Annotated in this window: 27 protein-coding genes and 2 pseudogenes; 24 read left to right on the forward strand and 5 right to left on the reverse strand. The window is 44.6% G+C overall.

Going from position 1 to position 23,685, the window contains the following annotated elements; genetic code table 11:
• Positions 1-8 precede the first annotated feature (8 nt).
• The 3 genes and pseudogenes from P8S55_RS04340 to P8S55_RS04350 form a co-directional block, all read right to left on the reverse strand.
• Positions 9-572: a cupredoxin domain-containing protein gene (locus tag P8S55_RS04340; RefSeq protein WP_289225055.1), complete on the reverse strand. Its 564-nt coding sequence runs from the start codon at positions 570-572 to the stop codon at positions 9-11.
• A gap of 39 nt (positions 573-611) precedes the next feature.
• Positions 612-1,349: pseudogene (locus tag P8S55_RS04345) on the reverse strand (copper resistance protein B).
• A 345-nt stretch (positions 1,350-1,694) separates the two neighbouring features.
• The gene (locus P8S55_RS04350; RefSeq protein ID WP_289225056.1) at positions 1,695-3,305 is read right to left on the reverse strand and encodes a copper resistance system multicopper oxidase; all 1,611 of its coding nucleotides are present in this window, start codon (positions 3,303-3,305) and stop codon (positions 1,695-1,697) included.
• Between the two features lie 185 nt (positions 3,306-3,490).
• Here P8S55_RS04350 and relB point away from each other — a divergent pair, with 185 nt between their 5' ends.
• From relB to P8S55_RS04415, 15 genes and pseudogenes are all read left to right on the forward strand, one after another.
• Positions 3,491-3,700: a type II toxin-antitoxin system RelB family antitoxin gene (gene relB / locus P8S55_RS04355; RefSeq protein WP_289225057.1), complete on the forward strand. Its 210-nt coding sequence runs from the start codon at positions 3,491-3,493 to the stop codon at positions 3,698-3,700.
• Positions 3,690-3,965, forward strand: a complete 276-nt coding sequence (locus P8S55_RS04360; RefSeq protein WP_289225058.1) for a type II toxin-antitoxin system RelE family toxin — start codon at positions 3,690-3,692, stop codon at positions 3,963-3,965. Before relB ends, P8S55_RS04360 begins: the two co-directional genes overlap by 11 nt.
• A 165-nt stretch (positions 3,966-4,130) precedes the next feature.
• Positions 4,131-5,117 (forward strand): PDDEXK nuclease domain-containing protein, encoded by a 987-nt coding sequence (locus P8S55_RS04365; RefSeq protein ID WP_289225059.1) that lies wholly within the window; start codon positions 4,131-4,133, stop codon positions 5,115-5,117.
• A gap of 390 nt (positions 5,118-5,507) precedes the next feature.
• Positions 5,508-5,651, forward strand: coding sequence for a type II toxin-antitoxin system RelE family toxin (locus P8S55_RS04370; RefSeq protein ID WP_289225060.1), 144 nt, complete (start codon positions 5,508-5,510; stop codon positions 5,649-5,651).
• Positions 5,652-5,677: 26 nt separating this feature from the next.
• Positions 5,678-5,785, forward strand: a complete 108-nt coding sequence (locus P8S55_RS11155; protein ID WP_353957025.1) for a type II toxin-antitoxin system RelE family toxin — start codon at positions 5,678-5,680, stop codon at positions 5,783-5,785.
• Positions 5,786-6,113: 328 nt separating this feature from the next.
• Positions 6,114-6,854, forward strand: a complete 741-nt coding sequence (locus P8S55_RS04375) for a hypothetical protein (RefSeq protein ID WP_289225061.1) — start codon at positions 6,114-6,116, stop codon at positions 6,852-6,854.
• 100 nt (positions 6,855-6,954) lie between these two features.
• Positions 6,955-7,377, forward strand: a complete 423-nt coding sequence (locus P8S55_RS04380; RefSeq protein ID WP_289225062.1) for a hypothetical protein — start codon at positions 6,955-6,957, stop codon at positions 7,375-7,377.
• Positions 7,378-7,447: 70 nt separating this feature from the next.
• Entirely contained in the window at positions 7,448-8,494 is a 1,047-nt protein-coding gene (locus P8S55_RS04385; RefSeq protein ID WP_289225063.1) for a hypothetical protein, read from the forward strand.
• Positions 8,495-8,505: 11 nt separating this feature from the next.
• The gene (locus P8S55_RS04390) at positions 8,506-8,961 is read left to right on the forward strand and encodes a hypothetical protein (protein WP_289225064.1); all 456 of its coding nucleotides are present in this window, start codon (positions 8,506-8,508) and stop codon (positions 8,959-8,961) included.
• A gap of 132 nt (positions 8,962-9,093) precedes the next feature.
• The gene (gene vapB / locus P8S55_RS04395; protein WP_289225065.1) at positions 9,094-9,327 is read left to right on the forward strand and encodes a type II toxin-antitoxin system VapB family antitoxin; all 234 of its coding nucleotides are present in this window, start codon (positions 9,094-9,096) and stop codon (positions 9,325-9,327) included.
• Positions 9,320-9,529 (forward strand): type II toxin-antitoxin system VapC family toxin, encoded by a 210-nt coding sequence (locus P8S55_RS04400; protein ID WP_289225066.1) that lies wholly within the window; start codon positions 9,320-9,322, stop codon positions 9,527-9,529. Before vapB ends, P8S55_RS04400 begins: the two co-directional genes overlap by 8 nt.
• A 17-nt stretch (positions 9,530-9,546) precedes the next feature.
• The gene (locus P8S55_RS04405) at positions 9,547-9,741 is read left to right on the forward strand and encodes a type II toxin-antitoxin system VapC family toxin (RefSeq protein WP_289225067.1); all 195 of its coding nucleotides are present in this window, start codon (positions 9,547-9,549) and stop codon (positions 9,739-9,741) included.
• Positions 9,742-9,799: 58 nt separating this feature from the next.
• Positions 9,800-10,492, forward strand: coding sequence for a heavy metal response regulator transcription factor (locus tag P8S55_RS04410; RefSeq protein ID WP_289225068.1), 693 nt, complete (start codon positions 9,800-9,802; stop codon positions 10,490-10,492).
• Positions 10,489-10,923, forward strand: a pseudogene (locus tag P8S55_RS11160) (hypothetical protein); the annotation flags it as partial. The gene P8S55_RS04410 and the pseudogene P8S55_RS11160, both read left to right, overlap by 4 nt.
• Positions 10,924-10,996: 73 nt before the next feature.
• Positions 10,997-11,821 (forward strand): heavy metal sensor histidine kinase, encoded by an 825-nt coding sequence (locus tag P8S55_RS04415; RefSeq protein ID WP_289225069.1) that lies wholly within the window; start codon positions 10,997-10,999, stop codon positions 11,819-11,821.
• 20 nt (positions 11,822-11,841) lie between these two features.
• Here P8S55_RS04415 and P8S55_RS04420 read toward each other — a convergent pair whose 3' ends face one another.
• On the reverse strand, positions 11,842-13,671 hold the full coding sequence (locus P8S55_RS04420; protein ID WP_289225070.1) for a GGDEF domain-containing protein: 1,830 nt from the start codon (positions 13,669-13,671) through the stop codon (positions 11,842-11,844).
• A 353-nt stretch (positions 13,672-14,024) separates the two neighbouring features.
• Between P8S55_RS04420 and chrA the strand changes: the two genes are divergently transcribed.
• Entirely contained in the window at positions 14,025-15,197 is a 1,173-nt protein-coding gene (chrA, locus tag P8S55_RS04425) for a chromate efflux transporter (protein WP_289225071.1), read from the forward strand.
• Between the two features lie 43 nt (positions 15,198-15,240).
• On the forward strand, positions 15,241-15,678 hold the full coding sequence (locus tag P8S55_RS04430; protein ID WP_289225072.1) for an AAA family ATPase: 438 nt from the start codon (positions 15,241-15,243) through the stop codon (positions 15,676-15,678).
• Positions 15,679-15,778: 100 nt separating this feature from the next.
• Here the strand turns inward: P8S55_RS04430 and P8S55_RS04435 are convergent, their stop codons facing one another.
• Complete coding sequence (locus tag P8S55_RS04435; protein ID WP_289225073.1) at positions 15,779-16,165, reverse strand: DUF6858 family protein; 387 nt, start codon at positions 16,163-16,165, stop codon at positions 15,779-15,781.
• A gap of 419 nt (positions 16,166-16,584) precedes the next feature.
• Between P8S55_RS04435 and P8S55_RS04440 the strand changes: the two genes are divergently transcribed.
• The 7 genes from P8S55_RS04440 to nrfD all read left to right on the forward strand — a co-directional run bounded on the left by P8S55_RS04440 (position 16,585) and on the right by nrfD (position 23,630).
• Positions 16,585-16,830, forward strand: coding sequence for an MBL fold metallo-hydrolase (locus P8S55_RS04440; RefSeq protein WP_289225074.1), 246 nt, complete (start codon positions 16,585-16,587; stop codon positions 16,828-16,830).
• An 8-nt stretch (positions 16,831-16,838) separates the two neighbouring features.
• Positions 16,839-17,132 (forward strand): rhodanese-like domain-containing protein, encoded by a 294-nt coding sequence (locus P8S55_RS04445; RefSeq protein ID WP_289225075.1) that lies wholly within the window; start codon positions 16,839-16,841, stop codon positions 17,130-17,132.
• Entirely contained in the window at positions 17,122-18,000 is an 879-nt protein-coding gene (locus P8S55_RS04450; protein WP_289225076.1) for a fructosamine kinase family protein, read from the forward strand. Before P8S55_RS04445 ends, P8S55_RS04450 begins: the two co-directional genes overlap by 11 nt.
• A 103-nt stretch (positions 18,001-18,103) precedes the next feature.
• Positions 18,104-18,865 (forward strand): Aq_1264-related membrane protein, encoded by a 762-nt coding sequence (locus P8S55_RS04455; protein ID WP_289225077.1) that lies wholly within the window; start codon positions 18,104-18,106, stop codon positions 18,863-18,865.
• A gap of 312 nt (positions 18,866-19,177) precedes the next feature.
• Complete coding sequence (locus P8S55_RS04460) at positions 19,178-21,979, forward strand: molybdopterin-dependent oxidoreductase (protein WP_289225078.1); 2,802 nt, start codon at positions 19,178-19,180, stop codon at positions 21,977-21,979.
• An 11-nt stretch (positions 21,980-21,990) separates the two neighbouring features.
• Positions 21,991-22,692, forward strand: coding sequence for a 4Fe-4S dicluster domain-containing protein (locus P8S55_RS04465; protein ID WP_289225079.1), 702 nt, complete (start codon positions 21,991-21,993; stop codon positions 22,690-22,692).
• A gap of 11 nt (positions 22,693-22,703) precedes the next feature.
• Positions 22,704-23,630, forward strand: coding sequence for an NrfD/PsrC family molybdoenzyme membrane anchor subunit (gene nrfD / locus P8S55_RS04470; protein ID WP_289225080.1), 927 nt, complete (start codon positions 22,704-22,706; stop codon positions 23,628-23,630).
• Positions 23,631-23,685: the final 55 nt, after the last annotated feature.

The following is a 23,685-nucleotide window of genomic DNA, read 5'->3' on the forward strand; positions in this document are numbered from 1 at the left end:
TTAACGGTTTAAGGTTTAACGCTGAGTTGGCCAAGCATACCCGCTTCAAAATGCCCCGGTTCTAAGCAGCCAAAGTAATAGGTGCCGGGTTGATCGAAATGCCAAATCACCGCACCGCGTTGACGAGGTTTTAAGCTAATCATATTGGGCTCATCATGCGCCATATGCGGGTGGTTTTTCATCATTTCAGCATGCTCTTCGAGTTCTTGGCGCGTGCCGATAACAAACACATGTTGCAACTGTCCGCGGTTACGCACAAAAAACCTAACCGTGTCACCCGCTTTGATTTCGACCTTGTTCGGCGAAAATCGCATATTATCGTCCATATCAATTTGAATGGTGCGGTTGACCTCCTTTGGTTGGCCTGCGCGACCGATTCTAGTCGTGTGATCCATGCCGTGATGATGGTCAGCGTGTCTTTGCCCATGCGAACCATGATTGTCATGTTGCCCAGTATGACTCGAACGATGGTCGTGCCCACCACCGTGGTTATGTGCCCAAGCTGCTAGCGGGGTTACAACTAAACCGACACTTGCACCTAATATAAACTGTCTGCGTGATAAGGTTTTCATGATATTTCTCCCATTTTTAGAATTATGTAGTTCTAACTGTTAAAACCAAAAACTTAAACCCGCTAACCATTGCGTGCTTGAAGCGGATTGGCCGGACTCACGCGCCATATCGGCGGTTTCACCCAGCTTTTGTTGCCATTGCACGCCGATATAAGGCGCAAACTCAGGTTTAATGTGGTATTTCAATCTCATGCCAAATTTAAGTTCGGCCAAGCCCGCTCCCTCGTTATAATCCGTGTCTTTACTGCTAAAGGCTTTGGCTTCAAGCTTGGGTTCTAACTCCAGGTCTTGGGTAAACAGCAATTCTCGTTTAATTTCTAACTTGGCGGCAAGCCGTGCGTCCGAATCCATAAAGGCCTTAGCGGTGACCTCAAACATATAAGGCGCTAAACCCTCAACCCCTGCCGCCTACCATTGTCGATCTTTAGCACCACGATGCTGACCATGATCAAATCGCACACCGATTAAACTATCCCAATAAGCGGCATAGGCATGTGACCAATAAAGTTCAGTGTGCGCATCCAGCTCACCGTTTTTAACATGCCCTTCACTATGCAACGCCAATTTGTTGTAGTCTTTGCCTATCCAGGCTTTAAGTTTATAAGTGGTGTAATCTTGTTTATCATCAAAAACACGTTCTAAATGATCAACCATAAAGGCTTTATAGATATGTTGATACTTCAAATGCAGGCGTTTTAAGTCGCTATTGTTATAACGTAAATCGCCAGAATAAGCATGGGAATCACGTGCATCTTTAGGCGCACCACCCCCTTGCATCGAACCATGATCATGCGCCGCATGCGGGTCAGACGACCAGGCCTGGTGAGTGAATCCCAAGCTAATCAAAGCGAGGATTAAAAGTTGTTTTTTTCCACATGATTTATTTCCTCTTTATTAGGTGGCTTGGCTTAATTATGTGCATCCGTGCATTAACCTTGCTCCCACGCTGTGCGTGGTAGCGTTGTTGCTGGTGTGCATAATAAAATCCCTGACATTTTACCCAGCATTGTCATCTCGGCGAAGGCCGGGATCTCATGCGCAAGCACACCGCAGGCCTAAGATTCCGGCCTGCGCCGGAATGACGAAAAGTGTAACTCGCTCCCATGCTGTGCATCACTGCCATTAAGTTAAGCGTTGGCATCGCTCACCATAGCTAAAGTGAATCGGTTCGGACTTACCGTATTCCAAGCCATCAATCGACCAGCTATAACGGTGCATATTGCCGGTTAAATGCAATACAATTTCGCGCTCCGGCCCGCGTGGGTCTAATGGTCCACCTAAGGTTTTTAAATCGGCATAGGTTAAAACGCGACGCCCATTGTTGCGCAAGCCAATGCCTGGGTCATCGAGGTTAGTGCGCGGAGTATCCACTCGCATATCCACACTCGCGCCATAAGCGGTGCGTGCGTGATGCACCCGAGTTGATGGCTTGGCTAAGGGGTTCGCCTCGCTCTGGTGTCCGTGATGTCCATGCATAGCATGCTCCTGATGCATGTCATGCTCTGCCTGGTTGTCATGCCCCGCATGGTCACCGTGACCAGTGTGACCAGCATGATCGCCATGCGCACTATGATCCATCGCGCCCATCATGTCTTTATCCGCCAGCCATTCCACCTTATCCATTTCAGGCACCGGCGCACTCAAACCGTCTCGAACCGCCAAGGTTCCACGTGAAACGCCACTGCGATCTATCGACTGTGCAAATAGGGTATAAGCCGCTTGTTGCGGCTCAACAATCACATCATAGGTTTCGCCCGGGCCAAAACGGAATTCATCCACTGCCACTGGTTGCACATTCTGCCCATCTGCCTGCACCACACTTATCACCAGGCCTGGTATCCGCACATCAAAATAGGTCGCCGCAGACGCGTTGATATAGCGCAAACGGACTTTTTCACCGGGTTTAAACAGGCTTGTCCAGTTCGCATCAGGGTGCAAACCATTGGTTAAAAAGCTATAGGTATAACCGGAAATATCGGCTAAATCGGTGGGCGACATCCGCATCTGTTGCCACATTTGACGCTTTTGCATCGCTCCACGAAAACCAAGTTCTCGTACATCACGCCAAAAATCCATTACCGTAGGTTCGTTGCGATTGTAATAATGGCCTTTGATTTTAAGCTTTTCGATAATGCGATGCGGGCCTTCATCGGTCCAATCAGACAGTAACACCACCGCTTCACGATCATAGTCCATCGGGTCAGGTTGAATCGGGTCAATAATAATCGCACCATACATGCCCTGCTGTTCCTGCATTCCGGAATGAGAGTGATACCAATAGGTGCCGGATTGCTCAAGCCTGAAGGAATAGGTAAAGGTTTCGCCAGGTTTAATCCCATCGAAACTCACCCCGGGCACACCGTCCATATCAAAAGGTAAAATAATGCCGTGCCAATGAATAGAGGTGTCGACATTTAAGCGGTTAGTCACCCGAATTGTGACCGTCTCACCTTCTTGCCAGCGCAAAGTCGGTGCGGGCAAAGAGCCATTTATCGTAATCGCACGCCGATCACGACCGCTGTAATTGACGCGGGTTTCAGCCACCACCAAATCAAGCGAATGACCTTTGATTACTGGGGGCGTACCCAACTTCGCCCATTCGAGTTCTGATAATCGGCGAGACGAGCCATGGGCATGAGCACTCGATGCCTGAGCCGGCATCCAAGGAGCTAAAGCCACCGCTAAACTAGACGCAGCCCCCGCTTGAAGAAATTGACGACGAGTAATAGCCATTTGTTTATACCTCTGATAGTAAGTTCGAGTTCAGTATAATTAAATGACACTGACACCAACCTGACAGCCAGATTACAAATTTGTAATCTAACAACACAAATGACGCCGCTAAAGTTCAAGCTATTGACAGTTTAACCGCTTAATGTATTATGTGTAATACATGTAGTTCAAGAAAGGAGTCAAACATGTTAACCGTAAGATTGGATGCTGAAATGGAGGGGTTTCTCAAGGATTTGTCTGAACAAACTCAACGGCCAAAAAGTTTTTTTGTCAAAAAAGCACTCGAAAACTATAAAGAAGATATGCAGGACTGGTTAGAAGCGCAAACCCGCAACAATGCGCAGAATCGTAATTTGATAAGCCTAGCCGAATTGGAAAAAGCACTTGGCCACTGACAAAATCTATCAGCTGGTCTTTGATGACAAGGTGATTAAAGACCTGAAAAAAATTGACCAGGCCTGGCAACGCAAAATTTTGGACGCGATAAAAACCCAGTTAGCGGCTAACCCTTTATCAGGTAAAAAGTTAGTCGGTGACTTATCACCCTATTACCGCTTGCGCGTCGGCGATTATCGCGTTATTTACGAAGTGATCGAGCAACGTGTGATCGTTAATGTAATCAAAATCCGCCATCTAAAAGACGTTTATTCGAATGGGTAAAGCATGGATCTATACTGGTAACTAATAATGTTCGCGAGACTGCTAGCGTTGATGGACTAATTTTTGAAGACTAGAGAATTTGTGCTAAAGCTTTGGTACCCCCATTCTGGAGACCTTTAAATGAATACTAAACACGATTTGTTAACGCCATTTAGCCAAGAAGTGATGGCACTTATTTATAGTGCTAAACAACGCGCAGCAATATCCGTAAACAGTGAAATAACCCTACTCTATTGGCAAGTTGGGCATAGGATTCACCAAGAAGTGCTTGGAGGCGAACGCGCAGATTACGGTCAACAAATTATCGCAAACCTATCAAAGACTCTAACAGCTCAACTTGGAAGAGGCTGGAGTAAGCGTAACCTTACACAAATGGTTAAGTTTTATACTGTTTTTCCAGATAGACACATTGTGCAGACACTGTCTGCACAATTGAGTTGGAGCCATTTTATCTTACTTTCTGGAATTGACGATTCTATAAAACGAGATTTTTATATCACCATGACCATCCAAGAACACTGGTCAACTCGCATCTTAGATGCCCGTATCGGTGCGTTGTTGTTTGAGCGAACTGCGATTTCAAAAAAGCCTGATGAAACCATTTTGGCTGAATTAACACAGTTAGCAGAATTTGGCCAATACCATCCAGATTTGCTGCTCAAAGACCCTTACGTTCTTGACTTTCTAGAGCTCAATGATCGTTATTTGGAAAAGGACTTAGAAGATGCAATCCTGCGCGATATTGAGCAGTTCTTGCTTGAATTAGGTGCTGGTTTTAGTTTTGTAGCAAGGCAAAAACGCATTCAAGTTGATAACGATGATTTTTATATTGATTTACTTTTTTATAATCGCAAGTTAAAGCGCTTAGTTGCCATAGATTTAAAGCTTGAGACATTTAAACACAGCCACAAAAGCCAGATGGAGCTTTACCTAAATTGGTTGAAAAAATACGAAACCGAAGAAGGGGAAAATCCGCCACTTGGTATTATTTTGTGTTCCGGTAAAAAACAAGAGCAAATTGAATTACTGGAAATGGAGGGAAGTCATATTCATGTGGCCGAATACCTGACTCATTTAATTGATGTTCAGCTTTTAGAACAAAGATTACAGCACGCTATCACACGTGCAAAAAAGCGTTTAGCCTCAAATTAATATAAACCTGGACACACGCATGAAAATCCTACTGGTTGAAGACGAAATCAAAACGGGCAACTATCTAAAGCAAGGCCTTGTCAGAACAAACTCAACGGCCAAAAAGTTTTTTTGTCAAAAAAGCACTCGAAAACTATAAAGAAGATATGCAGAACTGGTTAGAAGCGCAAACCCGCAACAATGCGCAGGATCGTAATTTGATAAGCCTAGGAGCCTGTCGGACTAAGCCAATCGGCTGCAAAAAAGCTGGATTTGGCCAGTTTTTGCCCACTTCCTCGTCAAATAGCTAGCTATTCTCCTCGGAATTGAACAAAAACTGACTCAAACCAGACTTTTTTTCGCTTCGACCGGTTTAGTCCGACAGGCTCCTAGCCGAGCTGGAAAAAGCACTTGGCCACTGACAAAATCTATCAACTGATCTTTGATGACAAGGTGATTAAAGACCTTAAAAAAATCGACCAGGCCTGGCAACGCAAAATTTTGGACGCGATAAAAACCAAGTTAGCGCCTAACCTTTTTCAGGTAAAAAATTAGTCGGTGACTTATCACCCTATTACCGCATGTGCGTCGGCGATTATCGCGTTATTTATGAAGTAATCGAGCAACGTGTGATCATTAATGTAATCAAAATCCGCCATCGAAAAGACGTTTATTCCAAGACGCTATAACGAAGTTATTGAACAATAAATGCTTGTAAAACACACTGAGACCATCAAACTTCAATAAACAGCCGCACTTCATCACAGCAGCTATTTTCTGTAAAAAATGGCATATCCCTTACTACGCAATGAATTTGACATTTTTTAAAGCGAAGATAATTTTTTTGAGGTAACATCCTTGTAAGTGATTTTTCTCATAACAACTGTTAATTTTGATAAGACCGTATAACTTGTCAGAATGACAGTTTGTAGTCAATATACAGGCATAACAGCCTGAAAATTTCTTCAATACAAAATAACAAGGCGAAAGTGCCTTATAGTTTCAAGGGGGTCTTAATTGCAGGGTATACCAGACATATTTCTTACTCATGCATCAGATATCCTAGGTGATACTGAGCAAGGGTTGTCAGGCAACAATATTGTCAGAGCATTTGTTAGCTACGCATTTGACTTGAATGTGACTATTCCTCACGCTTCATATCCATTCGATGCTCCGAACAAGCGAACGGCTTTGCTTGAAAACTTGCGCGTTTTTGAGGCGAAAGATCAATACAGAATTATCAAGGAACTTTGCGAGCACCCGAAGCTTCCTCAGCCAGTTTCTGATACCATAAATAATCTAAAAATTCAGTTAATTGCAAGATACGGTTCCCAATTTGGAATTGTTAGCTCTGAAACGCTGAACATGGCTCTCGTTGACGAGGCAAAGCACTGGCTAGCCGGCTTCCCCGATAGTTTAAAGCTTTATGAGTCATCGTTAATGAAGTTTAGCAGCGGAGTATTTCAGCGGAATTTGTTAGATGACCTTAGGCTTTCAATGGAGTTACTTCTAAAAGCAATCTTCAGCAATGGCAAGTCACTAGAAAATCAGATTTCTGAGATCGGAACATATATTAGTAGTAACGGTGGATCAAAGCAATTCACCAACATGTTTAAGACACTAGTTGACTACTATTCAAAGTACCAAAATACCTTTGTAAAACATAATGATGCTGTTATCGAGGAGGAGGTAGAGTTCATCTTTGAAATGACGTCTTCCTTTATGAAGCATCTCGTTAAAATGAGCATTAAAAGTTAACAAGGCCAAGCATTGCGACGGATTTGTCGTTGCGGCTTCGCCTCCACAACAAATCCGCGCGTGTTGGCGGAGTTATAACTTCACCTAGGATTATGTCTCTATGGATATTTGGATTGCCGCATTACTAAATTCTTTAAGTACAGTTGTGCTGATGTTAATTTTGGTTTTTTTATCTCGGACTTGGATAGAGAAAAGAATACAGTATTCAATAAAACATGAGTATGATCGTAAGTTATCGGAAATTGAACATAGCAGAGAAATTAGAATTAAGGCTGAACTAGTGGCCGATTTATTGGCTGAATGGATTAATAAAAACGAAGATAAGCAAAAGTTGAACGAACTTACTTTTAAAGCATTTCTTTGGTTACCTCCTGAGCTGGCCTCTGAATTGTCTAATGCCCTAAGCCATAAAGATGAGGCTTCAAATGTACGCGAGATAATTAATAAGGTTCGCAAACATTTATTGGGTGATGACGACTCTTTAAAAGATCATGAAGTCACTGTTTTCCCAGTCTTAAAATAAGTCATAACAAATTGCTAAAGCGCAGTCGCTTAGCTTAAACGTAAGCCACCCTTCATAAATCGGAGATATTTTGAAGCGAATTAAGCAGAACCCAGAGAAGTTTGAGGTAATAGATCTTTTTACCGCTTTGGGGCGTGTGCATGGATACAAGCTAAGTGTTGAAGAAGATGCAAATGATTTCATTGATCGTATAAGAAGTTCGTTGAAGACGTCGCAAAATAATCCTAACCTTTTACATGGAAAACGAGTCGAATGGCTTTTCGCACATGTTGCTGGCGCGTTAGGAAATTGTCGCCTAATAAAACAAGAAGACAGTGGGGAAGGATTTACTACAGAGCAGGATATTCAAGCCCCAGATTACAAGCTAATACTCAACGACGGAAGTCAGTATTTTGTTGAAGTTAAAAACTGCCATTCCCCAAACATTAAATCACCCTATTCTTTCAAAAAGGATTATCTCAAAAAGGTTGAGAATTACGCTGAATTGCATGGTACGCCTCTATTGTTTGCAATTTACTTTTCACGGCAGAATAAGTGGTTTCTCTTGCGTAAAGAGTCTCTCATAGAACAAGAAAAAAGATATGTAACAGACTTTATAAATGCGATAGTGAAAAATGAGATGTCACTATTAGGTGATCGTACTATTGGTACGGAGCCAAACCTTTCGATTGAGTTACTTGCTGATCGCTCTAAAGAGGCCAAAGTTAACGAAGATGGAAAGGCTAAATTTATTATTGGTAACGTAAAGATATATAGCTCTGATCGAGAAATTACAGATGACTTAGAAAAATCGATAGCCTTCTATCTCATCAGGTTCGGAACTTGGAGCGAGAATGATGCTGAAGGCATATTTGATGAGGATGAGTTTTCGGGTATAAGGTTCACTTTCTCGCCAGATTTCCCTCCAGAGGAGCAAGTGTTTTCTATGATTGGCGAATTAAGCTCGATGATAAGCTCTTCATACGGGGAACAAACAGTATACGAAAAGAGTGTCATAGCACTTGATACCAATCTGGAGCCAAGTGTATTTTCTGTTAAAATTCCTGATAAATACAAAGGAAATAACTTGCCACTATGGCAATTCATAATACAGCCTAATCCAGATTTTAAAGGCTAACGGGAGTTACGATGGGAGTAATTCTTACTTCAACAGTGCTCGCTGCAATCGTTGCTGCAATCGTCGCAGCATGGACTGCACAGCGAAAAATAAGTATCGAGAACATCACCCAGGATCGCCGTGCTTGGCGCGAAAAGGTTAGAGAAAAAGCTCTTTCAGTCCATGACGCCATAGTTTCCCGTAACAAAAAATCACTGAATAAGCTTCGGGCTGAGTTCAGGGCGATTTTGAATCCGACGGACGAGGACGATAAGGCAATAATCAGCTGCATCTCTCTTCCAGAGAAAGGGAAAGAGCTTGAGCGCGCAGAGGAATTTGCGGAGCGCGTAGCGCTCTTGCTCAAGCATGATTGGGAACGGGTGAAGTTGGAAGCAGGATCTTTCTTTATGCGGGTGAAGCACATTCGAAAGTGGATTGGCGCGATATCTTACAAGCCAAATCGTGAGAAGTACGTGGAGAAGCGCTAACAACAACGTCAACTCGGACGCCCAGCCGTCAACCAAGTCCAAACTGCACACTCTTACCCAAGACATATGCTTGACATATGTCATTTAATATAGGTAATATGTTAAACATGATACCTAATGAGAAAGCGTCTTATGAGAACCGTTTCTATATTTAAAAATGCCAAAAATCAGGCCATACGTTTGCCCAAAGACATGGAATATGAAGGGATTAATCAGCTTGAAATCATCAAGAATGGTGACGAGATTATCCTTCGTCCTGTGCGCCCTAATTGGTTATCCTTTGCTGAAGTTGAAAAAGCAGACGATGACTTTATGTTAGAACGCCGGGATGTGGTGGCTGATGAGGGACGCTTTAATTTTGACTAAAAAAATCGACTATATGCTGGATACCTGTATCTGTTCATTCATTATGAGAGAACAACCAATTTGTGTGCTTGAGAAGTTACAGACTGTTGTGATGGGTGGACATAGGGTGGTGATTTCAGCCATCACTTATCAAGAAATGCATTATGGTTTGCTGGGAAAAAAGCGTCGCCAAAACATGCTTTACTGGTTGTTGGATTTTTAAAACGCATTGATGAGGTATTGGCTTGGGATAGGCAGGCGGTTGACGCCACTGTTTTAGTTCAAAAACAGCTTATGGCTGAAGGCCAGATGATTGGTCACAATGACACCGCTATTGCAGGCCATGCCATCTCAACTGGGAGTATTCTTGTCACAAATAATCTTCGCGAATTTGCCAGAGTCGATGGTTTAACGTTTGAAGATTGGGTTCATTAACGCATGTAGAGCCATGATCTCAATGTGCTAAGAAACCTATTTAAACCTGGACACACGCATGAAAATCCTACTGGTTGAAGACGAAATCAAAACGGGCGATTACCTTAAACAAGGCCTCAGCGAGGCGGGGTTTAATGTCCAATTAGCCCGCAATGGCTTGGACGGGTTGCACCTGGCATTGGAAGAGACCTTTGATTTATCGATTCTTGATGTCATGCTGCCGGGTTTAGATGGTTGGCAACTTCTGCAAGCCATGCGCCAACAGGCTTGTGATTGGCCGGTTTTATTACTCACAGCGCGCGATCAGGTTGAGGATCGGGTTAAAGGCTTAGAGCTGGGCGCAGATGATTATTTGATTAAACCTTTTGCGTTTGCCGAATTATTAGCGCGTGTACGCGCACTCTCTCGCCGCGGCACAACCCCGGTTCAACACAACTTGCAATGTGCCGATTTAGCAATGGATATAGTCAGCCACAAAGTTAGCCGTCAGCAGCAACGCATTGATTTAACCGCCAAAGAGTTCGCGTTATTAGCCTTGCTATTACGTCGCCAAGGCGAAGCACTGCCGCGTACACTCATCGCCTCGCAAGTTTGGGATATGAATTTTGACAGTGATACCAATGTGGTTGAAGTGGCGATTCGACGGCTACGCGCCAAGGTCGATGATCCATTTAAAACCAAACTGATTCATACCCTACGCGGGATAGGTTATGTGCTCGAAGAGCGCGATACCGAGCGTTCAAAACCATGAATTTATCGATTGCCAGCCGCTTAATTGGCTTTTTTATCCTGATTAGTCTTGTCGTGCTGGTTTTGCTGGGCGGTTTATTAGCGCAATCGGTTAAACATCATTTTGATGAAATGGATCTTGCCGAACTGCAAACCAAACAACAACAAATTCGACTCTATACTGAAGACCCAAGCCTTAGCCAAGCGCAACTAGTTCAACAACTTAACCACCTGCTACCCCGCGAAGGCGGCTGGCACTTTATCTTGTTTAATCAACAGCAAGACCTAGTTTATAGCACCATTGATTCGCCCCATACCTTTCATCGCAACGCGTTTATTGCTGACCAGTTGCAACCTATCAAGCTGGAAAATCAACGTTATGTCAGTTGGTATTTAACACCCGATGACCACCAGGCCTGGTGGGTCATCAGCCTTAAAAACATTGATCATCATGATCACTTTATGCAAATGTTTGTGCAGTTTTTATTAATCGGCTCGTTGCTCGCTTTGCTGGTGATTGTCGGGCTTGGAACAGGGCCTCAAACCGCTAAAACACTTTGGCCAACTCGCCAGCAAAGTATCAGGCGAGAACCTAACCCACCGATTGGTGGCAGACAGCCTACCCGCCGAACTCAAACCACTGGCGCATACATTTAATGCGATGTTAGATCGACTTGAAGCCGCCTTTTTACGGCTTAATCAATTTTCCGCTGATCTCGCTCATGAATTCCGTACACCGATTAATAACTTAATGATGCAAAGCCAAGTTGCCCTCAGTCAACCCCGCGACACCACCGATTACCAAGACGTTTTGGCCTCCAATGTCGAAGAATTTGAACGTTTAGCACACATGGTCAGCGACATGCTGCTACTGGCGAAAACAGAACAACAACAGCCGATTGAAAAGCAGTTAATTGATCTAAGACCCCTCTGCCAACAACTGATGGAATACTTTGAACTCATCGCCGCCGAACGCGACATTGTTTTTGAGCTGCAAGGAAACGCCCAGCTCCATGCCAATTCTGAATTGTTTAGACGCGCCTTAGCCAATATTCTAGCCAATGCCGTGCGCCATGCGGATAGCCAATCCACCATTCAAATTACACTCAGCCAAACAGCCAAGCAAATCGAAATCCATATTTGTAACCAAGGAAAAACCATCCCAGCTGAACAGCTAGGCCAACTATTTGAACGCTTCTACCGTGCCGAATCCGCCCGCACCCACCAAGGCAACACAGGACTCGGACTCGCCATCACCCGCGCCATCGTCCAGGCGCACCAAGGCCAAATCAGCGCCCAATCCCAAGCACGAAAAACCTGCTTTAGCATCTGTTTTAAGACTTGGTTTTAAGTGTTTTGTTTAATGGTTTGTTAGCTAACAGGTTCTTGTTCGGCATAAATCACCGCCCAGGTATTACCACCGGCATGTTTGGCTTGCTTTTTTGCCTTGGTAGCGAGTCCGGCTAGTTTTTGTTGGTGTTCAACCAGGCCTGGTGGTACGACGAGGACACCGAGCGATAGGCTCATCAATGGGAAAAACTGACTTTCACCTTCGCGGTTTAAGCCTGAAATACCGCCTTTGGCAATATCTTCATCGTGATAATAGGCTTTAATTTTTTGATTAAATTGGGAAAGCAGCTTCTTACATATCCGGTCATAGGCTGTCGGGTCAGGGGAAATAACCATAAAATCGTCACCGCCTATATGACCAATAAAGTCACGTTCTGGTTGGCAGGTCTGCTGAATGAGTTCTGAGATCATGCGGATAATATCGTCGCCTTGATCGTAGCTATAAAAGTCGTTGTAGGGTTTAAAGTGATCAGCATCGACATAAATCACACAAAAGCCGGCTTTTTGTCCAATCAGTTTTTGTAAATAACGTTGAATAGGTACATTTCCCGGTAGGCCGGATAATGGATTGGCATATTGGGCGTTTTTGACCTTGAGATCGGTCATAAGACGAAGCAGGTCTAAAAACCGACCACAACCGGCATACTCACCATTTTGTGTAATAATAAACACATCACCTCGATGAGTTTGACCGCTTTCGGTGATAAGACGACTTAACTGTTCGACAGGGGTATACATATCAACCACAATCGGCTGATCATCCATTAGTTTTACGATGGATTTACGTTGGTTTAATTCGAGGCCAAAACGTCGTGCAATCGTATCCATCAGCTCACGCCGCCACACCATGCCTAATACCTTATGACCATCAACGACCGGCATAAAATCCAGGTCATGTTGATTTAGAAATTTTTGCGACACCCAGTTAACTGGCATGTTAGGGTCAAGAGGTTCAACCAGGGTTAATAGTTCAGACAAGTCTTTTTGCTGGCTATCGAAGTTGGGCGTTTGGGGTGAATCCGCAGGCCATTTATAATCTAATTTTTTATTAATAAGGGGTTGGGGTTTGCGAAACAGATAGCCTTGCACATAGTCAATTCCAATAGATTCTATAACTTTTAAATCGGCTTCGTTTTCAATGCCTTCGGCAACGAGCTTGGTTTTTAGACCCTGTGCCAGGTTTTTAATGCTCTCTAAAAAATGACGTTTATTACGGTCCTTGGCAATGCCAAGAATAAAGTGCCTATCAATCTTGACAAAATCAGGGCGCAGCTCAGACCAAAGCCTTAGGCCATTATAACCGCCACCCAAATCATCCAACGCCACTTTAAAGCCCATTTTTCGGTAGTGATTAATCGAGTCGATAAAAACATTAAAATCTTCAACCGGTTGGAGTTCAGTAATTTCAATCACCACTCGGTCGAGGGGGATACCTAGCTCATGCATGCAATCCAGCGTCATACCTTGCTGGTGATTTTTCGCCACAATTGAATTAACGGTGATATTAATAAACAGTAGGTCTTCGGCTTTTTGACGTTGGAATTCGGTAATCGCAGTACTTCTAGCTAACCAGTCCATTTCAAATAAACAGCCATGTTCTTCAGCCGCCTGGAATAAGTTCATCGGACTAAACAAGCTGGAGTTAACCGGGCCGCGAATTAAGGCTTCATGCCCTAAAATATTATGTTTCTTGAGATCAATAATTGGCTGAAATAAAGGTTTTAAACTCTTTTTTTCAAATATAGAGGCTAACTCAATGCCTAAACGATTCGTTGTGGGTTTGGTTAACATACGTTCAGCTAATTGATTGACCAGAACTTTTTGACAGCTAGCTTGTTGGCTTGAAATCATGGTCTATAGACTCTGGTTAATTAACATTAAATAATAGCAGTCACAAATTACACATTTATTACGGCCTGTGGGATAGTCGTTAAAAAGCATTTTTATTTTAAAATCTCAGAAAAACAAAACGGTGCGCTGTCCACTTCCCTATTAGTGAAGCACTGGTAAAGTAGCGTTTTCTAGTTTTGCTCGGTAAACCGCTGGTAGCAGATTACCCAGACTTTCATGTGTGTGTTCTTCGTTATAAAGTGTGGGGGATGGCAAAAAGATATGGGTTGAAAAGTTCATAGCTTAAACTTAACCTGACATAAAAATGTCATACAAACCCGTTAAACTATGCGCTTTAACCCGACCTGCTGACGATGGCCTTTAACGTCTTTATTCACTTTTTACTGCTGGGCTTGACGTCATTTGGCGGGCCGATGGCGCATATTGGCTTTTTTCGCGAACGCTTTGTACAGCAACAGGCCTGGTTTAGCGAAGCGATGTTTGCGCAATGGGTCGTATTATGTAACTTACTGCCCGGTCCGTCCAGTTCACAGCTCGGAATTTTAATCGGCTATCAACGGGCAGGTTGGTTGGGCGCATTAGCCGCGTTTATTGGCTTTACCCTACCTTCGGCGTTGATCATGCTGGTTTTAGCCTATGGCGTGATGCAATGGCAAGGCGCTATTGAGGCTTGGTTACCAGCGTTAATGGTGTTAGCGGCGGCGATAGTAATCCAAGCCACTTGGGGCATGGCCAAACAGTTTTGTCGCCACACAACAACCCTAGCGATGACATTCATCTCGGCGATTACTCTCGTCTTAGTGCCCTCACCCCTGATCGCCATCGGCTTATTAGTTCTGAATGGCTTGATTGGTTGGCGGGTTTTTCAATCCAGCGCCGCCGCCTCACCGAGCAATGAAACCTTGTTTAATCAACAGCCCTCTCGCGCTCAAGCAAGGCTATTGATTGGCCTTGCATTGGGTTTGTTAGTTGTGCTGCCTCTAGTTGCGCTGTTTGGTGGAGTTTGGAGTTTATTCGATAGCCTGTATCGCGCGGGAGCACTGGTGTGGGGCGGCGGTCATGTCGTGCTGCCTTATTTGCAATTGGAGTTTGTGCAAAACCAGCAGATGGATAACGCGCTGTTTTTAAGCGGCTACGCCATGGCACAAGCCTTGCCTGGTCCGATGTTTAGCTTTGCGGCCTATTTAGGCGCACTAGATCAAGGTTTGCTGGGCGCGTTAGTGGCGGTTATCGCTATATTTTTGGCCGGTTTATTATTGGTTATCGGTATCCTACCGTTTTATCAACAACTCCAGTCCTACCCATCCATTAAAGCCGCCATGATGGGGCTCCAAGCAACGGTGGTTGGGATGATGCTTGGCGCCCTAATAAACCCGATCCTGCCCCATTCTTTGACAGATGGATTAACGCTGTCCTTATTGCTGTTTAATCTCTTTTGGTTGTTTTACTTGAAGCGCAATCTACTAGGATTAATTCCTATAAATTTGGCATGGATTTATTTAGCCACACTTGCACTTTCGGTTTAATCCTAAAATATAGGGTTCGATGATATCGGAATCGGATTTAAAAGTGCGGCGCTTATACCGTTTAAAGCTAAACCAAAGGTTACCTGAGTATAAACACTCCCTTTTTACTCGTTTACACGATTCACCCGCCAAACTCACTACAATCTATGGCAGCCGCGGGATTGGAAAAACCACCCTGCTGATGCAACTGCTGCATGCTAGTGCCTTGCCAACCGCATCAACATTGTATATTTCTTGCAACCTTCCGATGTTTCAAGATGTTTCGTTGTATGATTTTGTGGAGGCCTGGGCATTGCGTAAACCCGACAAGCTCTATCTGGCACATCCCAACCTGTTTGAAGCCTATCAAGTTGAAATCGGTGGCAAAAACAAAGGCTTTGAGCAGCTTAAGTGGGTTGAACAGGGCTATGTTGTTTGCGATGATATCGAAGTCAGATTTGATCACCGAGTCCCACTCTGGTTATTGGGCTTTTTGCGTTGAGTGTATTGATGATGTTGACACACTGGTTGCCCTCCATCTGGCTGGAAGACAACTGTTGGACTGCACGCGGCAATTAAATTGGTTTCGCGCCGCTTATATTTTATCTTACCAGCGATGCTACCCAGCTTTCCATGGTTTCATTCGCAATCGGGTTAGGTGCTTCCATAAAGTTCACTACAAAGTAATCTCCCATGTCAGTAACACCGATAGAGCGCGGACGGACCGCAACCGGATCTGCTGAAGGCAACTGCATCCCAAAACACAAAATAAGGTTTTTGGCATCAAAAATACCTTCGCCAATTTCGCCGCCAATGCTTTTGGTATGAGCGTAATGATCAAAACGCGCGATAAACACTGCTTTAGGATGGGCATCAACCTGCGCTTGTAAATAATCCACAATCCTATCTACCGTGTCAAACTTTGACTCTAGTTTGCTGAAATTAAGGGTGTAAATCGGGTATTTTTCTTTAAAAATTGTTTGTTGCATGCTGATCTCCTGGCAATAAAAAAGCCATACTGATGACCAGGCCTGGTCATCAGTATGATTTATGCTAGTATATAGAACTTTTATGGTTGATGCAAAAACTGGCTTCATAGCTTTCATGCGACTGTTGTTTGCCGGTGGCCGGTGCCCATAACACCACATTGGCAATCGAGTCACGATCTCGTTCAGTGGCAAACCAAGCAATCTGATTCCCACCACGAGAGTGCCCCCATTAGGGTTACGTTATGCGCACCTTGCTGCTCCAACCAATCCAGCCCCACCACTAGGTTCATGCCGACCACTTTACTGGTGGTGCGGAGCTAGCCCAACGCAGTGGTGGTCGATATTGTTTATATCAAGATTCACTCGCACAGTGCGATTTCACCCCGCTGGCCGATGGTCAAGTGATTGAAGCGGGCAATGTGCATGCGAAAATTCTCCATACTCCGGGGCACACACAAGACAGTATTTATTTATTGGTCACCGACAAATCACGTTGCGACGAACCCTGGTTTTTAGTCAGTGGGCATACCTTGTTTGTTGGCAGTGTGGGCCGCCCAGACTTAAAAAAACAGTGCTCGGCACGATGCTACTTTATCCAGAAGGCATGGACAAAATCATCGCATTTAATGCGAGTCCAAGTTAAGGCGTTTAAAGCTAGGCTATAATAAACGCCATGACTAATCACTCTCTTAAATACAACTTGTTTAATCAACTTGCGCTGAAGAGTAAGGCGCTGGGGCATATTCCCGAAGCGATCAATATCCCCATTGAACAACTGGCACAAAAACTGCCCGAACTTCACACCGACAAAACCCTAGTGGTTTATTGCTGTGGCCCCTGTTGTATGTGGTCGCAACAGGCATTGGATCAATTGCAAAAACAAGGCATAAAAGCCAAACGCCTTGCAGAAGGTTATCCAGAATGGCAACAGTTTAAACAGCAGCTAGTCACCGTTAATGTTAGCTGAAAGCCTAAAGCAAAGTCTCGCCGAAAGCCTTGATACGCCTTTAGTCATTAAACACATCCATCCCGTATCCGGGGGTGATATTCACCAGGCCTGGTGCTTAGAGACTAACCAAGGCCGGCTCTTCCTCAAGGTCAATCATTTAGGATCTGCGCCCTTGTTTCAAGCAGAAGCCGATGCTCTCAACGTCATTCAACAAACCCAAACCCTGCGCTGCCCAAAAGTAATCGCACAAGGCCAAACCGATCAGCAGGCCTGGTTATTAATGGACTATTTAACGCTCAGCACAAAGGGAAATGATTTTGTTCGTGGTCAACAACTCGCCGCTATGCACCGCATTACGCACAGCCAATTTGGTTGGCCAACTAACAACTTTATTGGACATACGTACCAACAAAATCGCTGGCATAGCAACTGGGTGGCGTTTTACCGAGAACAACGACTGATGGCGCAACTGGACTTAGCCAAACAACAAGGCGCCCCAGCCAGACTGATTACAAAAGGCCAAGACTTATGCGATCAACTAGAACGATTTTTTACCCATTATCAACCCCGTCCTTCGCTTTTACATGGCGACCTTTGGGGCGGTAATAGTGCATTTGATCGCCAAGGAAACCCTGTTATCTATGATCCGGCCAGCTATTACGGGGATCGCGAAACCGACATCGCGATGACCGAATTATTTGGTGGATTTAGTCAGGCTTTTTACCAAGGCTACAACCAGGCCTGGTCATTAGATCGCGGGTATGCGCAGCGCAAAGATCTGTACAACCTCTACCACATTCTTAACCACTTTAACCTGTTCGCTGGACACTACGCCCAACAAGCCGAAGGGCTAATCGACAAATTAAGCATGCAAAAAAACTTATAAGGCTATATAAAAAACTTTGATTTCATTGTTCCAAACAAAAACCCTACACTTTATATTACAATTTGCAAAATTAATGAAAGTTGTCCTATTAAAGGAGCAGGATATGAAAGAAACATCGCGACTAAACTTAACAGGTTTATCCATTTCAGTTAAGTCCTTATTTACAGGCTATATTCTTGTGGTGGGTGTAGGGTTATTAATGGCGGGCCTACAAATCCTGCTCTCTCATGGTATGGCGGACGGCAAACCGGGTTTATCTATTGACGACATTGTTTATAGTTATCATGGCAACCGAACCGGCTCAACCCTTGAAGCCAAGCTTCACGGCTCGATGAAAGACATGGCACCCAATGAACAAAAATTAGTACTCATCAAATGGGCACGTGATGGTGCACCGGAAGAGCAATGGGAACCCATTATTAAACCCATTACACAGCAGTATTGTGTGGCCTGTCACTCTACTATGCCCGGATTGTCCGACTTTACTAAACTAAGTGAAATGCAGCGCATTGCAGAAGTCGATACAGGAAAAGCCTTGTCAACCTTAACAAGACTATCTCATATTCACCTATTTGGTATTTCATTTATCTTCTTTTTTGTTGGTTTGATCTTCTCGCTGGCGGTGGGTTTTAAACCTTGGGTTAAGGCGTTGATTATCTTTACCCCGTTTGCGTTTTTAATTGTTGATATTGCTGCTTGGTGGCTAACTAAACTTAGCCCTGGTTTTGCTTGGTTCGTAATGATTGGTGGCATAGGCTATAGTGTCGCAGCTGCGGTTATGTTATTTACCTCACTCTATCAAATGTGGATTATGCCGTTAAGGGGTCAAATCTCCGATCAAAACGCATGGTTATCTGAAAAATAAACAATAAAAAACGCTTGATTTGTAAACACCCTGCGCAAATCAAGCTAAATACCAATCCCTCATCTTAAACTCATCATTAAGACTCCCGCTAATAATCAGGGTTTGAGGCTAATAACCTAGTTATAAGCTTGGTTTATCCATTCATAAAACTTATATTCCCTTATAAAAACTATTGATTTTTATTGTGTACAAGACTTCTCTAAAATTTAAATGTGCAAAAAAAAATTAAAAACCCCTAGTTTTATTGAGGCCTCGTTGATTAATAGGGCTTCAATCTGAGAACGAAGGGTCACAATAATAGGATTAAAGATTATGGCCTGGAAATTTCCTCAGCTTACGCGACGCGCTTTTTTACAAACGACCGCCGCCACCGCCGTAATAGGTGTGATCGGCTCTTCAAAATTAGCCACAGCAAGCTTACCTTCATGGTCGGATTTAAAGTTCGCCAAAAAAAAACGTCATGAAATGGAAGAAAAAATTTCATTTAGCGTATGTAACTTCTGTTCGGGGCTATGTAATGTCGAAGTTCGTACCCTGACCCATGGCGACCAATCGCGCATGGTTAAACTTGAAGGAAATCCCATTTCTAAAATGAACCGTGGACGTCTTTGCGCTCGAGGGCAAGCGGGTCTTTTCCAGACCTATGATACCGACCGAATTAAAACCCCTTTAATTCGTGTTGAAGGCTCAAAACGCGGTGAAATGAAATTTCGCAAAGCCAGCTGGGAAGAGGCCTATGCCTATATCGCTAGTAAATCGCAAAACCTTGACCCTTGGGAATGGACCATTGTCGGCGGCTGGAGTACCTGTGTATTTTTCTTAAACCCGCTATTTGCCTTTGCCCATGCCAACCGCACGCCTAATTTTTTAGCTTCACCGATGCAACATTGTGTTACCACGGGCGAATTAGGCACCGATTCAGTAACAGGCAATTTTAAACCCCACGGTGAAATCCTACCTAACTATGACAATGCGCGTTATATTTTGCTGGTTATTAATAACTCCTCGATTGCTGGGGTCAACGTACCTCGCGCGGTTCAGGTGACCGAAGCCAAACAGCGTGGCGCTAAAATCGTGGCGCTCGACCCACGGGTATCCGAAACCGTTGCGATAGCAGACGAATGGGTGCGTATTCGTCCAGGTACAGACTTAGACTTTATGCTCGCGTTGATTCGCGAAATCATGACTAAAGACTATTACGACGAAGCCTTTTGTAAAAAACACACCGACCTGTCATTTCTTTTGTACAACGATGAGGGCGAATGGCGCCCAATGGTGAATGACAAGGGCGAACCGATGGTTTGGGATCAATTTAGTCAATCGGTTAAAACCGTCAATGCCTATTCCAACAACAATGATTTGGATGTAACAGGTCAACCGATTAACCCTGCTTTACGCCTACCTACCCAAGACATGCAAGTAAATGGCAAAACCGTATCTACCGTATTTGAAGCTCAGCTTGCTGAAATCGACCATTGCACGCCAGAATGGGCCGCAGCAAGCACCACAATCGAGGCTAAAACACTAGTGCGTATTGCCTACGAGTTCACCCATATTAAACCCGCGATTATTGACCCAGGTTGGATGGGCGCACGGTATAACAACATTCAAATGCTACGTCGTGCACAAGCGACCTTACAAACCCTCATTGGGGGTGTTGATACTATTGGCGGCTGGGTAAACTCAGCTAAGTACCATAAAACAGCGGCTAAAATGCACGAAGCACGGGTGCAGGGTAAAACCATGGCTAACCCACTTACCAGCATGACCGGTCTACCTGGCTGGAAAGCGCAAGTTGAGTTTTTCTCAGATGGCGATAACTTTGGTCACGGCTATCCAGCCTGGAGTTTTGCGTTTTCTAAACAAGAAAAAGCGGCGGGGCGCCCTTATGTATCGATTCCTTTTATGGCCGATACCGGTCTTTATGAATCAGTGGAAGGCAAACTTTTACATAAGGGTAAGCCCTATAAAACCAAAGCCTTTTTAGCCGTTGGTGCCAACCCCGTCCACCATTATTTCCCAGCGGGTCGCTGGAAAGACATGCTATCCAGTGATCAGGTTGACTTGGTTGTCGCGGTGGATGTATTACCCTCCGACACCACCGCTTATGCGGATGTTATTTTGCCAGAATCTACCTATCTTGAACGCGATGAAATCGTGATTGGTAACAACGGGATTAGCCCCGATCTCAGCGTTACCACGCGCTTTAAAGCGATTGACCCGTTATACGATACCAAATCAACCACCGATATTTTATTTGAACTCACCCAAGCCATGTCGGGCGATGCCGGGCTAGATCGTTTATACCAAAGTTTTGAGGTGATGGTGGGGCCAAAAGCTGAAATGGCGAAAAAACTGGTTGCCGAATTTAAAGCGAAAAACGACCCCGCCCCCTACACCGCTGCATACCGTCAAATGGGAATGGCAGGCATGGCCCGCGCTGTAGGCACCACACCAGAAAACCTAGAAAAAGTGCTTAAAGAAAAGGGTATCTACGAAGTGGATTCGATGGAAAGCATGCTCGAAAAGTATGCGATGCCACGAAAAATTCCAGTCCTAACTCCCTCAGGGCGCTTAGAAATTTACTCAAGTTTCTATGATTCACTGCGTGTGGATGGCAAAACTCGCGCCCCAAACTTTAGTGTTTTAGCGACGGACATGCCCTCAGGTGTGCATGGCAATCAGCGCACCTTAGCGAGCCTAAAAGGCGACGAGTTTTACTTTACCTATGGCAAAACCCCGACCGTATCCCACGGTTCAACTAACGTCAATAATGCAGTGTTACACGCGATTAACGTCTTTAAAGAAGATATTCATACCGGTGTATGGATTAATGATGAACGCGCACGCACGCTTGGGATTAAAACCGGCGACCCAATTAAAGTAACCAATAACGAAACACCTAGCTTGTTTGTTACAGGTAAAGCCTATGTTACCAATCAAATTCACGAGGATACCGCCTTTATGTACTCCTCATTTGGCTCTAAAAACAAAAGCTTAACGCGCGCCGCCAACTTTGGTAGTGCGATCAATAACCTGATTGGTTATAAGGTAGACCCAGTTGTGGCGGGTTTCCGTTCGCAGGAATTCACCATCAAAATTGAAAAAGTATAAGGAGTTAGGCTATGGCTCGATATGCAATGGTCATTGACCTAAATGCGTGTATAGGGTGTAACGCGTGTATGGCCGCGTGTGCCATCGACAATCAAACCCCATTTTGGTCGGGTAAATGGCGCACCACGGTAGAAGATATTTCCAGAGGTAACTCGCCTGAATCAGCAATGCGTCAGTTTTTTCCACGCCTGTGTAATCACTGCGACAACCCACCCTGTGTGACCGTTTGCCCTACAGGCGCCACCTACAAAACGGCTGAGGGCATTGTTGTGGTAAAAGACGAAATGTGCATGGGTTGTCAGGCCTGTACCCTGGCCTGCCCCTACGATGCACGCTATGCGATCAACTATAAAGATAACACGCAAAAGAAAACCGTATTTGGTGAAGAAACCCTCAAAAAAACTCGCCCATCGGTAGATAAATGTGATTTCTGCCGAGATCGCGTATTAGAAGGGCGTATGCCGGCATGCGTGGAAACCTGCGTCGGTAACTCGCGGATGTTCGGTGATTTAGAAGACCCGAATGAAGAAATATCCAAAATTGTCGCCAGTGGTCAAGCGCAACCTTTGCTACCGCATTTAGGCACACGTCCAAATGTGTTTTACATCCCTGTGAACAAACAGCGAATTCATCATCTCCCCGACTCCGATGCACGTCGTCCTGAGCAACGCGCGGCGATTGAGTTGTCTGAACAAATCACTGAACTCACCTAGGAGATACCATCATGACGTATGCAGTTCAAGTAGAGTGGAATTGGCTGGTCGCTGTCTATTTGTTTTTAGGTGGCATGGGGGCGATGGTGATGGCTGTATCCATTTTCGCCCATACTTACAAGATCGGAGGCAGCGATAACCGCCGCCTTGCATGGTGGGGTAACTGGATAGGTATCATCATGCTCGCCGTAGGTTCGGCGATGCTGTTTTACCATTTGCTTAACCATCTCGCGGTATGGCGTGTACTGGTCGGGGTGTTCTATAAACCCGATTCCTGGATTGCTTGGGGAACCTGGTTTATTATCCTTGCCATGATTGGCGCCTTCTGGTACACCCTACCTTTAACCAAAAAAATGCCCATCTTTGAAAACTGGGGCATATACCAATGGTTTAAAGGCTTGTGCGAAAAACATCACAAAGCGATTGGCTGGTTTACCGCGATAAACGGGATATTAACGGCGGTTTATACCGGTCTACTGTTGCAGTCTTTTCCTGCGGTATCCTTATGGCATAACCCTGGTATCCCGGTATTGTTCACCGTATCCGCGACCTCAACCGCGATTGCAACCTTACTCATTGTGCAATACACCATTTTAAAAAATGAACAAGATAAAGCCTTGCGCCATCTGTTTGAAAAAACCGATGCCTGGTTAATTGGTACTGAAATCATCATTATCTTTACCTTCCTCAACTACCTGCTGATCGGTTCTGAAGGCGGTCGCGTAAGCTATGAATTGCTCTGGGGCAATCCGCTATGGGTCTGGGGATTTGTGGTGGTCGGCTTGATTATTCCCTTTATCCTTGAAATTGGGATGCTGCTTAAACGTATCCCATCAGGTGCGATTACCGTGATTAGTGCTGCGACGATGGTGTTAATCGGTGGTTATTTACTTCGCCACTTTATCCTTGCCGCCGGGGTTTATGAATACCCCTGGTAAACGCCCCTTGACCTCATTAAAAGCCCAGTGAATAATTGGGTTTTTTTCAACCAGG

Source organism: Thiomicrospira sp. R3 (genome assembly GCF_029581415.1).
Classification (GTDB): Bacteria; Pseudomonadota; Gammaproteobacteria; order Thiomicrospirales; family Thiomicrospiraceae; genus Thiomicrospira.

Coding starts and splice junctions, on each gene's coding strand:
- P8S55_RS04340 (WP_289225055.1), bottom strand. CDS start 572: ATGAAAACCTTATCACGCAGACAGTTTATATTAGGTGCAAGTGTCGGT.
- P8S55_RS04350 (WP_289225056.1), bottom strand. CDS start 3,305: ATGGCTATTACTCGTCGTCAATTTCTTCAAGCGGGGGCTGCGTCTAGT.
- relB (WP_289225057.1), top strand. CDS start 3,491: ATGTTAACCGTAAGATTGGATGCTGAAATGGAGGGGTTTCTCAAGGAT.
- P8S55_RS04365 (WP_289225059.1), top strand. CDS start 4,131: ATGGCACTTATTTATAGTGCTAAACAACGCGCAGCAATATCCGTAAAC.
- P8S55_RS11155 (WP_353957025.1), top strand. CDS start 5,678: ATGTGCGTCGGCGATTATCGCGTTATTTATGAAGTAATCGAGCAACGT.
- P8S55_RS04380 (WP_289225062.1), top strand. CDS start 6,955: ATGGATATTTGGATTGCCGCATTACTAAATTCTTTAAGTACAGTTGTG.
- P8S55_RS04390 (WP_289225064.1), top strand. CDS start 8,506: ATGGGAGTAATTCTTACTTCAACAGTGCTCGCTGCAATCGTTGCTGCA.
- vapB (WP_289225065.1), top strand. CDS start 9,094: ATGAGAACCGTTTCTATATTTAAAAATGCCAAAAATCAGGCCATACGT.
- P8S55_RS04410 (WP_289225068.1), top strand. CDS start 9,800: ATGAAAATCCTACTGGTTGAAGACGAAATCAAAACGGGCGATTACCTT.
- P8S55_RS04420 (WP_289225070.1), bottom strand. CDS start 13,671: ATGATTTCAAGCCAACAAGCTAGCTGTCAAAAAGTTCTGGTCAATCAA.
- chrA (WP_289225071.1), top strand. CDS start 14,025: ATGGCCTTTAACGTCTTTATTCACTTTTTACTGCTGGGCTTGACGTCA.
- P8S55_RS04435 (WP_289225073.1), bottom strand. CDS start 16,165: ATGCAACAAACAATTTTTAAAGAAAAATACCCGATTTACACCCTTAAT.
- P8S55_RS04445 (WP_289225075.1), top strand. CDS start 16,839: ATGACTAATCACTCTCTTAAATACAACTTGTTTAATCAACTTGCGCTG.
- P8S55_RS04450 (WP_289225076.1), top strand. CDS start 17,122: ATGTTAGCTGAAAGCCTAAAGCAAAGTCTCGCCGAAAGCCTTGATACG.
- P8S55_RS04455 (WP_289225077.1), top strand. CDS start 18,104: ATGAAAGAAACATCGCGACTAAACTTAACAGGTTTATCCATTTCAGTT.
- P8S55_RS04460 (WP_289225078.1), top strand. CDS start 19,178: ATGGCCTGGAAATTTCCTCAGCTTACGCGACGCGCTTTTTTACAAACG.
- P8S55_RS04465 (WP_289225079.1), top strand. CDS start 21,991: ATGGCTCGATATGCAATGGTCATTGACCTAAATGCGTGTATAGGGTGT.
- nrfD (WP_289225080.1), top strand. CDS start 22,704: ATGACGTATGCAGTTCAAGTAGAGTGGAATTGGCTGGTCGCTGTCTAT.